This window comes from Halalkalicoccus paucihalophilus, assembly GCF_001593955.1.
GTDB lineage: Archaea > Halobacteriota > Halobacteria > Halobacteriales > Halalkalicoccaceae > Halalkalicoccus > Halalkalicoccus paucihalophilus.
The window spans coordinates 405,088-417,967 of record NZ_LTAZ01000001.1 but is presented as its reverse complement, the minus strand read 5'-3'; the positions used below and the strand labels follow the sequence as shown (position 1 = coordinate 417,967).

Genomic DNA, 12,880 nt, shown 5'->3' with positions numbered 1-12,880 from the left:
GTCTAAAGCTGCAGCCAGCCGGTCGTCAGTCCGCTGTCGCGCAGGTACCACCGCTGATAGAGGGTGTCCCCGCGCAGACAGAGTTCGATCACCGCGTCGAACAGCGGTTCGAGCAGCCCGACCGTCCGGTTGGAGCGCTCGGTCGTGAGGTGGTAGTGGGCCATTCCGTCGACCGACCGAACCCGGTGGGTCAGCAGGTGGAGGAACCGAAAGACCGGCTCGGAGTCGTACTCCGATACCAGCGGCGTGAGCGAATCGAAACAGAGGCGAAGCTCCGCGGGGGAGAGCCCGCTGCTCGTGGCCTCGAACTCGGCGATCGCCTCGGAGATGGCGACGCCGAGCGAGCCGAGGTCGCCCTTGACCCGTCGCTCGGAAGCCGATATCGAGGGCTGGGAGGGGGCCACAGCGGCGCTCCGACTGGCCGCGTCGTACCTGAGTACCGAGCGGCGATCCGAACCGGGGGCTTCGGCCGAGAGGCGCTTGGAGACCGACGCACAGGGATCCGTGAGGACGAACAGGCGGCGGCGTGCCTGTGTGGTCGACTCGCCGAGGAACTGCCGGCAGGCGGCTTCGTGGGCGGCGGGCATCCGCGAGCCGACGACGAGGAGGTTCGACCCGCGCTGTTTGAGCGCATCGAGTTCCTGAACGAGCGCCGTCATCTCCTCGTATTCCGACCCACTAGACCCGTGCTCTGGTGACATCCTCTCATCATAGTTTCAATCGATTAAAATATAAACGTTGCGCCCGTTCGACCCGGGAAACGACGCGGGACCCGAAGAGCGCAGGGAACCACGACACGAGTCGACACTACTAGGGACGAAACGGTCGATAGATTTTTGTCCGATATCGATGATATGTACACTGATGCGATGACTCAATCGTCTCCACACGGTCAGACGACCGATTCGGCGGCGATCCGGTTCGAGTACGACGACGGAACGCTCGACGTCGTCGACACCGTCGAACGGCGGCGCTATTCGCTCTCGTTGTCCTCACCGGCCGCGCCGACGGTCACCAGCGGGGCGTCGTTTAGGTTCCCCGTCGACGGTGCCGTCGCCGTCGAGACCGATGCGATCACCGTCCCGACGGTGATCGCGGTGTACGTCCGGGACGCCGATGGACGGATGCTCACGGAGACGGGCAAGTTCGCCGAAGAGTCGTTCCCCGACGGGGCCTACAGCCTCGAACTGTGCGCGCCGATGAAGCTCTACGTGCGGATCGAGGGCCCCTTCGAGATCAGCGCCGACGCCACACGAATGGCGATCGAGTTCCCCGAGCGGGACACCGTCTCGATCGGCGCACGCTCGAAACACGATCGCCCGGCGGCGACGATCACGACGACGGACGAGCCCGAAGACGTCATGGCGGCGATCTCGACGTTCAGCTCGGCACTGAAGACGACGAGTCCCGAACGGTCGTATCCGACGCTTCGGGGTCACCCGCCGACTATCGAGCGCGGATCGGCGCTCTCGATTCCCGACGAGCTCTCACCGCCGGAGACGGGGATTACCATCGAGGTCCCGCCCACGCTCCGTCACGCCTACGTGGTCGCCCCGCTCGCGTACTACCTCGGCGCGACGGTCGAACCCGGTGACGAGGCGCAGATCCGAACCGAATCCGGGTTCGTCCATCCGCTCGGAATCGACGACGAGTTCGAAACCGAGGTCGAGCGAGCGCTGAAACAATCGTTCTTCTTCGACTGTATCACTCGAACCGAGGGGCTCTATCCGATCGATCTCCACGAACGCCGGGCGATCGAACGACACGTCGACCTCGATTTCGCCGCGCTCTACGATCGGCCGATCGGCGAACAGCTGGCGGCGTATCTGTCGGAGCCGTACTCGACGATCGAACCGCACCTCCCCGAGTGGAAGCTCACCTCCCACGTCGCGACGACCCCGTCGAGCATCGAGATGCTGCCGTTTCTTGTCAACGATATGGCGGTGGTTCGAACGCCCGACACCCAACGAGTCTCGCCGGCCCGAGCCGAGACAACCGCGATAGAGGGATTTCTCAGGAACTCCTCCACCCGGAGCACGCGCGAGGTGGCGAGTGCGACGGCCCCGCAGACCGAATCGTACGTCGAACCGGCTCCGACGGGGTCGCTCGAACAGGTCTGGGTCGGAGACGAGACGCCGATGGGTGCGAGCAAGGCGACTCCGCAGGCCTACCGAAACCACCTCGCGCGCGAGCAATCGAGCGGCGACGTCTCGATTACCGTCGTCTGTAACGACCCGGAGATGGACGAGGAGCGCGACCTTGTCGACGACGTCTACGGCTCGCGCGAGGAGCTCCCCTTCGAGGTGACGGCACACCGCGATCTCACGCGCGCGGAGCTGCGGTCGGTCCTCGAAACGGACGCGGATTTCCTCCACTACATCGGCCACATCGAACCCGACGGGTTCGAGTGTGCCGACGGGCGACTCGACGCGACGACGCTCGAGGAAGTCGGTGTCGACGCCTTCCTGCTCAACGGCTGTCGGTCCTACGATCAGGGGATGGCACTGATCGACGGCGGAGCGATCGGCGGGATCGTCACCCTGACCGACGTGATCAACGTCGGGGCAGTTGAGATCGGCGCGACGCTGGCGCGACTGTTGAACAACGGGTTCCCGCTCCGGGCCGCCTTGGAAGTAGCCAAGGGAGAAAACGTGATTGGTGAGCAGTACATCGTCATCGGGGATGGTGGGATGTCAATAGCGCAAACAGAAAGCGGAGCTCCAGCCGTCTGCGATATAACTAAAGTGGATAACGGCTTTGAGTTAGTGTTTAAAACGTATACTACTGATATAGAAGGTATAGGCAGTCTAATTGTTCCGATAATAGGATCTAACGAAAATTATTACTTGAATTCAGGTGATATAGACACATTCTCTCTTAGTACACGTGAATTAGAGGACTTTTTAACCTTTGATGGTATCCCTCTAAGGATTGATGGAAAACTTTACTGGAGCGACGAATTCTCTCTTACTGATATATAATTAGGGTCCAGCAACGACGTAATTGCTTGCCGCCGCATTCCCTGCCTGTGTCAACAACACGAGGAGGGTGAACAGGACGCCGGTCATTCGTGGGTGGTTCGCCAGGTACGTTTTGATGCTGTCGTCGGACATTGCAATAGACGTATCGTTTCCCACTGATATGAATTTATTCGAATATTGTAGATACTAAATATAGTCATTTAATGTACGTTAAATTGGTAATAAAAATGTTGTCTAGATTAGATAATTAGGGACCGTCGCAGAGCGTGGCCGTCTTCGAGAGAGTATTTATCAGATTAGATGAAATGCTTTCGGGTAATACTATCAGCTGTTACTGTGGTATTTCTACACTGTTGTCTATGAATCGGGCGGGGTGTCATCGATCGAAATCCACAGCGCGTTCACCGCTCTCGGGCCGACGTCACCACGCGACGCGCGGACGACGTAGACTCCGTCGGTGAGGGAGGGGTCTCCGTTGCGCTCGATTCGCTCGTACCGGTAGTTACGGTATACCTCACGACCGTCACGGCGGTCACGAGGACGGCTCGTCACCGATTGGGGTTTTTACGGGACGTACCACCATCTGAGCCCCTGTGATCGATCTCATATCGAAGCGGCCACTCGAACGAGGATCGCGTAAAATCCGGATGCCGCCTCCCGGATTTGAACCGGGGACAGCTCGATCTTCAGTCGAGTGCTCTCCCAGTCTGAGCTAAGGCGGCCCGTCCGAAGCGACGGCAAGCACCCCAAAAAGGATTTCGAAAGCCGCCGCAGCCACGCGAATCGATCGATCCGCGATACGGGGGGCTCTTCACACGTCGACGGGAGGGTTAACGACTCCTTTAGCCACCGCACCCATCGAGTGGGTGTGAACACCTAATGGGCACGATTACGGGCAGGAGGGACGACATAACTCCGAATTACAGCCTCCATAATAAATAACGAGTAATCGGGAACGTCGTATATGGCAGCCGAGAGTCACGTGGAGGCCTCGATTCGTCCGGGATAATGGACCGTAGCATTGAATCCCCTCGCCCGCACAGTAGGTCGTATGGTCGGTCAGCAGGAGGTGGCTGAGAAGATGGTTGGGCTCCGAGGAGCCGTCGGCCACGAGCTACCGACAACACGAGCGAAAGTGCCGGAACACGGTATCGCGTCCGAGCGGAGCGACGCCGACGTATCCATACAGCTCAGCACACATCCTCTGTTGAACGGCGAACAGCCGGTCGAAACCAGCGAGGGCGTCGAGCTCTGGGTACTCGGCGAGGTCTACGGGTTCGACGACGCCCCGCTCGGCGGAACGACGGGCCACACTCCACGGCCGAACCACCGAGACAGCGTCGGCTACTGTGCGGAGCTATACGCCGAACACGGTCGCGAGTTCGTCCACGGACTCAACGGCAACTGTATCGGACTCATCTACGACCGGGACGCCCGTGAACTCTCGATTTTCACCGACCGTCTGGGGACGATCCCGATCTACTACGCGACGCCCGGCGACGGGATCGTGTTCGCGACGGAGATCGACGCCATCGCGGATCACCCGGCCATCGAGACGGAGTTCGATCTGGGCTACCTCCACGAGTACCTCGTCTACCGGCGGCCGTTCGGCGTGAAAACCCCTCTCGTCGGGATCGAGGAGCTCCAACCCGCCTCGATCACCACGATCGGACTCGACGACGACTCGATCGACGTCGAACAGTATTGGCGCCCGCGCTATCGTCCACAGGACGCGCCGTTCGAGGCGTTCGTCGACGAGTTCACCGATCGGTTTACCGAACTCTTCGACGAGTGGCGCCGCGACGATCTGCGATACGGCGTCCTGCTGTCGGGCGGGAGCGACTCGCGGCTGAACCTCGCTGCCCTCGGCCCCGGGAGCACGGCGTTTCACATGGCGGGGTGGATGAGTCGTGAGGCGCGCACCGCCGAACGCGTCGCGATCGAGTCGGACAACGAGTTCGTCTTCCTGCGACGCAATCACGACTATCAGGAGGAGGCACTCGTTCGCAACCAGCCCTTCTCGAACTTCAACGGCTGGTTCACACAGGGGTATGCGACCGGCTTCGAGTCGGAGATCACGAGCCGTGTCGACGTGCTCCTGTCGGGCATGTACGCCGATACGCTGTTCAAGGGCCACGCCATCCCCTCGCTCAGCTACGATCTCGGCCGGATCGGAAACCTCACGCTCCCCATCCAGACGAAGATCCGGACCATCCCCGAGTTCGTCGACTGGCTCTGTGAGATCGCCCCGAGCGACGACAACCTCCCGTTTCCCAACGACCTCCGTTCGACCCTCGAGGAGAACATCTATTGGGACGAGGGTGAGATCGTCCACCACGGCGTCCGCTACGAGTCGATCGAGGACCTCGTCTACTGCAGCGGCTACTTCCCGCTTTCGAACGACGACGACGTCATCTTTCGGAACAGCCTGCGGGAGATGATCCCCTACCGAACGCCGTTTCTCGACAACCGCCTCGTGGACCTCTCGCTCCGGATGCCGATCCGCTATCGGCTGCGACGGAACGTCATCGACGCGGCCGTCAAGCGACTCGACCCACGGCTCGCGTCGATCCCCCACGCGGACGTGGGATTGGGCCTCGGACATTCGTTTCCCGTCGACTTCGTGGGCCGAAAGCTGAAGGCGCTCTGGCGAAAGCACGTCGCGAACGAAACCCCGCCACAGCCGTACCTCAGCAGCGGTTCGTGGGTGAACGACGAGATGTTGATCCGTTCCGACGACTTCTACTGGCGGGCGATCGAATCCCATTCGGACGTCATCGAGGGGTTGGAGTTCCTCGACTTCGAGGACGTTCGCGCGTGCTATCAGGCCCATCTCGACGGGCAGAACAACGTCGTAGAGCTGTATACGCTCCTCACCATACTCACCATGCCAACAACCCAACGACTGGCCGGCGTGCAAGCCGGCGACGACCGACCGGAATCGACCGACGCCCAACTCCCGTTTCCGGAGGAGGGCTCGCGGTGAGCGCCGACCGACTGGATACGCTGGTCATCGGGATCGACGCCGCCTGTGATCCCGTCCTCGAACCGCTGTTGGAGAAGGGTGCGCTCCCGAACCTCGAGTCGCTCATCGAGGAGGGCGCAAGCGCCCCCCTCGAATCGCAGATCCCGCCGTGGACCGCCAGCGCGTGGCCCTCGCTGTACACCGGCGTGAACCCCGGCAAACACGGCGTCTTCGGTTTCCTGCACTACGAGGGCTACGACTGGGACGTCGTCAACGCGACCCACGTCCGCGAGGCGGCGCTCTGGGAGCTGCTCACCCATCAGGGGATGACGAGCGTCGTCGTCAACGTCCCCGTCACCGCACCGCCCCCGGAGATCGACGGCGCGATCGTTCCCGGCTACACCGCCCCCGAGAACCCGCAGTGTCATCCGGAGGGCACCCTCGAGGAACTCCGCGAGGCGATCGGCGACTATCGAGTATACCCCGACCCCGAGCGCGACCAGCCCGGCGAGTACGTCGACCTCGTGCGCATGCGCGGGGCCGCCTTCCGCCATCTCGCCGACGAGTACGACCCCGAGTTCGGCTTCATCGAGTTTCAGGGGACCGACAGCGTCTTCCACGAACACCCTGGCCGCGAGGACTACGTCGAGGCGATCTACCGAGCGGTCGACGACGAAGTGGGGGATCTGCTCGAATCCTGCGATCCCGACACCGTGATCGTCGCGAGCGATCACGGGATGGGACCCTACGACGAGTACGAACTCCGGGTCAACGAGTTCCTCGATCGGGAGGGCTACGTCGAGACGACCACCGGCGGCTCGGGGATGCCGGCGTGGCTCCCGATGCTGAACGGCCAACTCCGGGAGGGCGACGACGCGAAAGCTCCCTCGCCGGGGCTGGCGGGTCGGGCCATCGGTGCCGCCGCACAGGTCGGGATCACGCCCGCACGCGCGGGCAAGGCGCTCCGGGCGGTCGGCCTCGAGGGCCTCGTCAAGCGGTTCATCCCCGCGGACGCCCGCCGGGCGGGCAACGAGCAGGTCGATTTCGCACGGTCGAGTGCCTACATGCGCTCGCGGATCGAACTCGGCCTCCGGATGAACGTCGAGGGCCGCGAACCCGACGGGACCGTCCCCGAGAGCGACTACGAGTCTGTCCGTGCGGAGCTCATCGACGTCCTGTCGGGAGTCGAAACGCCGGACGGCGAACCGATGTTCGAGGAGGTCGCCCCACGCGAGGAGTATTTCTGGGGACCGCACGCCGAGGAAGCCGTCGATATCGTGACCATACCCGACGAGTTCGAGCAGTTCCTCTCGGCGGACTTCAAAGGCGAGATCTTCGGCCCGCCGACCGAGCCGTACAACCACAAACTCCACGGGATGATCGCCATCAGCGGCGAGGGGGTCGACACCGACGCGGACCTCTCGGGGGCCCACCTCTTCGACGTCGCACCGACGGTCCTCTCGGCGCTCGGCGTGCCCAGAAGCGATCGGATGGACGGGAACGTTCTTTCCGCAGTCGAGGCAACCGAAGGATACGAGTACCCGGAACTCGATGAGTCGGTTGAACAGACGGACGACGAGGAGATCGAAGATCGACTGTCGGCCCTCGGCTATCTAGAAGGAAACGAATGAGTATCACTGTACGACGCGCGTCCGGCGAGGAACTCGAAGAGTGGAACAGCTACGTGAAACGGGCGGAGGCGGCAGGCCCCTTCCACCAGCGAGAGGGGATCTCCCTGCTCGCGGATCACACTGGGACGACGCTTCACCCGCTGGTGGCCTACAAGGGCCAGCAGGCGGTCGGGATCCTTCCCGTTTTCGAGAAGCGAAAGGGGCCGTTTACGGTGGTGGTCTCGCCGCCCTCACATACGGAAGTCTACTATCTGGGTGCGGCATTGCTGGACACCCATCAGCTCAAACAGCGCAAGAAGGAACGGCGCAACCGCCGCTTTGCCTACGCCTGTCACGAGTGGACCGATGAGAACCTCGACCCGGACCTGACCCACATCCGGACGGTCGACCGGTATCAGGACCTCCGGCCGTACAAGGAGAAAGGATACGCGGTCGAACCGTACTACACCTACGTGACGGACCTGACGCCCAGCGAGGACGACCTCCTGATGGAGCTGTCGAGCGACGCGCGCTCGAACATCCGCAACACCGACGACGACGAATACGATATCGAGGTCGGCGGGCTTTCGGAGGCGAAGGAGATCATCGACCGGGTCCGCGAACGCCACGACGAGCAGGAGATGGCCTACTTCATCGACGACGAGTACGTCACCCGCCTGTACACGACGTTTCCCGACGGACAGGTCAAACCCTACACCTGCTGGAACTCGGAGGGAGAGATGGCGGGCGGGATCGTCGCCATCGAGCACAAGGACACGGTCTATCGCTGGCAGGGCGGAACGAAAGGCGACGCGGAGATCCCGGTCAACGACCTGCTCGACTGGCACGTCATGACCGACGCCAAATCAAGGGGTATCGAGCGCTACGATCTGGTCGGCGCCAACCAGCGTCGGATCTGCCGGTACAAATCGAAGTTCGCACCCGATCTGGCGACCTACCACGGGGCGCTCAAACGCTCGGCACGTGCCGAGGCGGTCAACACCGCTCGAACGCTGGTACCGTTCCGATAGTTCGGATGGCCCGCTCTACCCCGCGGCTCAGCCCTCGAACCGTTTTTTCGCGCGCGAACGGCGACGGCGTTCGGGCGTACTTCGAGGACCACGGCGCGTCCCGATACTCGTTTTACGGCTACGGAAAGGTCGCCTGTCGCGACGGGATCGACGTCATGCTCGCCGAGTGCCCCGACGCCGACAACGTCGTCCTCCCGGCGTACCTGCCCTACGGGATCGTCGAGCCGTTTCGCGAGGCGGGACTCGAACCGCGCTACTACACCTGCGATCGCAGGCTCCAGCCGGACCTCAACCGCATCGAGGAGCTGCTTGATTCGGGGACGCTCGCGGTGATGTTCGTCCACTACTTCGGCCAACCACAGGCCCGCGAGGACATCGGGGCGATCCGTGAACTCGCCGCGGAGTACGGCGCCTACACGATCGACGACAACGCACACGCCGCGTTGAGCACGCTCGACGGGCAGTTGCTCGGGACGTTCGGGGACATCGGCATCACGAGCCTGCACAAGACACTGCCGATCCCCAACGGCGCGGCGCTCTTTCTCGACAACGACGACCTCTCCGGGGCGGCGCTGGCCCGATCCGCGGTTCGCGATCGATACACGAAAGCGGACTACCGCTACTGTGGGCGTGCGTTCGGCCGATCGGTCAGCAGGCAGCCGGTGTTCAAACAGGCGCTCTCGACGCTTCGCTGGGTGAGCGCTCGTTCACGACGGACGAACGGCCATGTTCACCAGAACGACATCGAGGAGGACCCCCGCGAGATCTACGAGTCGACCAAGATCCCCATGTCGCGCCTCTCGTTGCACGTACTCGAGCGGACCGATCCCATCGATGTGATCGCGTCTCGGCGGGCGAACTATCGGGTCTGGGACCGAACGATCCGGGACCTCGACGGGATCGAACCGGTCTTCGAGTCGCTCACGCCGGGGGCCTGTCCGCAGTACTACCCCGCGATCGTTGAGGCCCCCGACGACCTCGGAACGCTGTCGGGAACCGCAAAGCCCTGGCCGCCGCTTCCCTACGAGGTCCGTGGCGACGAAACGTTCGCCACCGAGAACGACCTCTCGACGCGTCTCCACACCCTGCCGGTCCATCAGGGGTTGGGGACCGACGAGATGGAAGTGCTCGTGTGTCTGGCGAACGACTAGCGGTCCGTCCGATCACTCCCTGCGAATCCACCGAAAAGCGAGTGATTCGTCGCCCCATGGATCCGGGTGGATCCGAACCACAGTCGTTCCGCTCACGTTCGTTCGCTCCATTCTTTGATTCGAACCGCCCTCTCGGCACTTCGCCGCCGCTCGCGAGTTCACTCGCGGCGCCAAAAGTGGGTTCGGGCGGATTCGAACCACCGATCTCGGCCTTGTAAAGGCCGCGTCATAACCAACTAGACCACGAACCCGTATCCGAGTGGAATCGGCGCGGGCGAATAACGGTTTCTTTCTCGACCGGAAACGCTTACCCGGATCGCCTCCTCGTTCGTGTATGGTCCGTCGCCGTCTGCCGCTGGTGATCACTGCCTTCCTCGTCGTCGCTATCGCCCTTACCCTCGCGTATCAACTCGGGGCGTTCGCGCTCGTCACCGGGAGTGAGGAGGCGGCGACGGTGACGATCACCGACGGGGGCGACACTCTCGCGACCGTCGATGTCGAGGTCGCGGACACCCCGCCCCAACGCTACACCGGCCTCTCGGATCACGAATCCCTGAGTGCCGACGAGGGGATGTTGTTCGTCTTCGAACACGAGAGCACCCGGAGCTTCGTCATGCGCGATATGGCCTTCCCGATCGACATGATATTTATCGGTGAGGACCGACGGATCACAGCGATCCACGAGGCACCCCGCGAGGAGGACCAATCCGATCTGCGGAGCTATCGCGGCGAGGCCAAGTGGGTCCTCGAAGTGAACTACGGCTACGCCGCCGAGAACGGGATCTCCGAGGGCGATCGGGTTGAGATCGACTACTGACGGTTTCGGTTCGCAACAACCCTTTTTACCGTAGATCCCCGAACTGCGGTAATGGCCGTCCACGACGCAGACGACGACCCGTTCGAGGCACAACGGGCGACGGTGGACGACTCGATCCGTCGGCTCTTTCGGGAGTACGGTCTCGACAACACCGTCGAGTACGCCGTCGGGATCCTCGCGAGCCTCGTCGCCCGTCTGCTGGATCTGATCCCGCCGCTGATGCTCGGGCTGGCGATCGACTCGATCTTCTTGCAGGAGCAGGCCTTCAGCCTCCGGTTCGTCCCCGACGCGTGGCTGCCGAGTACCCAAGAGGGGCAGTTCGCCCTGACCGTCGGGATCATCGCGGGGTCGTTCCTCCTCGGTGCGGTCTTTCACTGGTTGCGAAACTGGGGCTGGAACGCCTCGGCTCAGAACATCACCCACGAGATCCGTGTCGACAGCTACAGCCAGATGCAACGGCTGGGCATGGAGTTCTTCTCGGACAAACAGACCGGCGAGCTCATGTCCATCCTCTCGAACGACGTCAACCAGCTCGAACGGTTCCTCAACGACGGGTTGAACTCCGCCTCCCGCCTGATCGTGATGGTGATCGCGATCGCTGCCATCCTCTTTACGCTCAACCCCCAGCTCGCACTGGTCGCGCTCGTTCCCGTTCCGTTGATCGCCGCCTTCACCTACGCGTTCATCACGATCATCCGCCCGAAGTACAAGAAGATGCGCGCGACGGTCGGCTCGCTCAACTCCCGACTGGAGAACAATCTCGGGGGTATTCAGGTCATCAAGTCGAGCAACACCGAGCGCTACGAGGACGACCGGGTCGACGACGCCTCGATGGAGTACTACGACGCCAACTGGGACGCCATCTGGACCCGGATCAAGTTCTTTCCCACACTGCAGGCGATCTCGGGGGTCGGATTCGTCCTCACGTTCCTCGTCGGGGGCTACTGGATCTTCGCGGGCGCGCCCGGTCCGCTTACGGGAACGCTCTCGGTGGGGGACTTCGTCGTCTTCATCACGCTGACTCAGCAGCTCATCTGGCCGATGGCCCAGTTCGGACAGATAATCAACATGTACCAGCGTGCGGACGCTTCGAGCGCCCGGATCTTCGGGCTGATGGACGAACCCGGCGTGCTCGCCGAGGACGCGGACACCGACCTCGTCGTCGAGGACGGGCGAGTGGAATACGACGGCGTGACCTTCGGCTATGACGAGGACCCTATCGTCGAGAACATCGATTTCACCGTCGAACCCGGCGAAACCGCCGCGCTGGTCGGTCCCACTGGGGCGGGCAAATCCACCGTATTGAAACTCCTGCTCAGGATGTACGACGTCGATTCGGGCGCCATTCGGATCGACGGCCAAGACGTCCGTAACGTGTCGCTCAGAAGCCTGCGCCAGTCGATCGGCTACGTCAGTCAGGACACGTTCCTCTTTTACGGGACCGTCCGGGAGAACATCGCCTACGGGACGTTCACCGCCGACGACGAGGCGGTCGTCGAGGCCGCCAAGGCCGCCGAGGCACACGATTTCATCAGCGACCTGCCCAATGGCTACGACACCATGGTCGGCGAGCGTGGCGTCAAACTCTCGGGCGGGCAGCGCCAGCGCGTTTCGATCGCCCGGGCGATCCTCAAAGACCCCGAGATCCTCGTGCTCGACGAGGCGACCAGTGACGTCGACACCGAAACGGAGATGCTGATCCAGCGCTCGCTCGACGACCTCACCGAAAATCGCACGACGTTTGCCATCGCCCACCGCCTCTCGACGATCAAGGACGCCGAGGGGATCGTCGTCCTCGAGGACGGCCGGATCGTCGAACGCGGCGAACACGACGAACTGCTGGAAAACGGCGGCTTATACGCCCATCTCTGGGGCGTTCAGGCGGGTGAGATCGACGAACTCCCCGAGGAGTTCATCGAGCGCGCCGCGAAACGTCAGGCCCGAACCGAGGCGGGCGACGACTAGAACGACTCCTGTTCGTCGCGCTCCTCGTCCATTTCCTCGGATTCGGCCGACCCGCCGCGATCGCTGTAGCCCTCGCGGCCGACGGCGTCGTCGCCGACCATGTTCATGATCATCGTCTCTAAGTCCTCCTCGGTCTCGTAGGTCTGGTCGTCGTCCTGAACGGGTTCGAGGACCTCCGAGAGGGTCGTCGTCTCGCCCGAAAGTTCGAGTTCGTCGTCGCCGTGTTCGTCGAGCAACTCGTCGTGGTCGATCGGGTAGTCGAGGCTCTCCATGGTCTCCTCGAACTCGCCGAACTCGACGCCCTGCTCTCTGGAATCGTCGTCGCTCATAGCACTCGAACGTCGCTGCCCGCACACAAAA

Annotated in this window: 10 protein-coding genes and 2 tRNA genes; 7 read left to right on the top strand and 5 right to left on the bottom strand. The window is 62.7% G+C overall.

Annotated elements, in window-relative coordinates; all coding sequences use genetic code 11:
* Positions 1 to 2: 2 nt before the first annotated feature.
* Positions 3 to 701, bottom strand: a complete 699-nt coding sequence (locus HAPAU_RS02200) for a DUF7504 family protein (RefSeq protein ID WP_066378978.1) — start codon at positions 699 to 701, stop codon at positions 3 to 5.
* Positions 702 to 869: 168 nt separating this feature from the next.
* On the opposite strand from HAPAU_RS02200, the gene HAPAU_RS02195 reads away from it, so the two are divergent.
* A complete protein-coding gene (locus tag HAPAU_RS02195) occupies positions 870 to 2,981 on the top strand; it encodes a hypothetical protein (protein WP_066379399.1) in 2,112 nt (703 codons plus the stop codon).
* Here HAPAU_RS02195 and HAPAU_RS22715 read toward each other — a convergent pair whose 3' ends face one another.
* The gene (locus HAPAU_RS22715) at positions 2,982 to 3,113 is read right to left on the bottom strand and encodes a DUF7503 family protein (RefSeq protein WP_281177854.1); all 132 of its coding nucleotides are present in this window, start codon (positions 3,111 to 3,113) and stop codon (positions 2,982 to 2,984) included.
* Positions 3,114 to 3,629: 516 nt separating this feature from the next.
* Positions 3,630 to 3,703 (bottom strand) — tRNA-Phe (locus tag HAPAU_RS02185).
* A 329-nt stretch (positions 3,704 to 4,032) separates the two neighbouring features.
* Here HAPAU_RS02185 and HAPAU_RS02180 point away from each other — a divergent pair.
* From HAPAU_RS02180 to HAPAU_RS02165, 4 genes are read left to right on the top strand one after another with little or no spacing between them, the layout of a single operon-like run.
* On the top strand, positions 4,033 to 5,967 hold the full coding sequence (locus HAPAU_RS02180; RefSeq protein ID WP_245634010.1) for an asparagine synthase-related protein: 1,935 nt from the start codon (positions 4,033 to 4,035) through the stop codon (positions 5,965 to 5,967).
* Positions 5,964 to 7,577: an alkaline phosphatase family protein gene (locus HAPAU_RS02175; RefSeq protein ID WP_066378975.1), complete on the top strand. Its 1,614-nt coding sequence runs from the start codon at positions 5,964 to 5,966 to the stop codon at positions 7,575 to 7,577. Before HAPAU_RS02180 ends, HAPAU_RS02175 begins: the two co-directional genes overlap by 4 nt.
* Complete coding sequence (locus HAPAU_RS02170; protein WP_066378972.1) at positions 7,574 to 8,587, top strand: lipid II:glycine glycyltransferase FemX; 1,014 nt, start codon at positions 7,574 to 7,576, stop codon at positions 8,585 to 8,587. The genes HAPAU_RS02175 and HAPAU_RS02170 overlap by 4 nt, the downstream gene beginning before the upstream one ends.
* Before the next feature lie 5 nt (positions 8,588 to 8,592).
* Positions 8,593 to 9,738 carry a DegT/DnrJ/EryC1/StrS family aminotransferase gene (locus tag HAPAU_RS02165; protein WP_066378970.1) on the top strand — a complete coding sequence of 382 codons (1,146 nt, stop codon included), beginning with the start codon at positions 8,593 to 8,595 and terminating at the stop codon, positions 9,736 to 9,738.
* A gap of 177 nt (positions 9,739 to 9,915) precedes the next feature.
* Here the strand turns inward: HAPAU_RS02165 and HAPAU_RS02160 are convergent.
* Positions 9,916 to 9,989, bottom strand: a tRNA-Val gene (locus HAPAU_RS02160).
* Between the two features lie 83 nt (positions 9,990 to 10,072).
* Between HAPAU_RS02160 and HAPAU_RS02155 the strand changes: the two genes are divergently transcribed.
* Both HAPAU_RS02155 and HAPAU_RS02150 read left to right on the top strand, forming a co-directional pair.
* Positions 10,073 to 10,555, top strand: a complete 483-nt coding sequence (locus HAPAU_RS02155) for a DUF192 domain-containing protein (RefSeq protein WP_066378969.1) — start codon at positions 10,073 to 10,075, stop codon at positions 10,553 to 10,555.
* A gap of 51 nt (positions 10,556 to 10,606) precedes the next feature.
* Positions 10,607 to 12,520, top strand: coding sequence for an ABC transporter ATP-binding protein (locus HAPAU_RS02150; RefSeq protein WP_066378967.1), 1,914 nt, complete (start codon positions 10,607 to 10,609; stop codon positions 12,518 to 12,520).
* Here the strand turns inward: HAPAU_RS02150 and HAPAU_RS02145 are convergent.
* Positions 12,517 to 12,849: a DUF5789 family protein gene (locus tag HAPAU_RS02145; RefSeq protein ID WP_066378965.1), complete on the bottom strand. Its 333-nt coding sequence runs from the start codon at positions 12,847 to 12,849 to the stop codon at positions 12,517 to 12,519. The genes HAPAU_RS02150 and HAPAU_RS02145 overlap by 4 nt on opposite strands.
* Between the last annotated feature and the right edge of the window lie 31 nt (positions 12,850 to 12,880).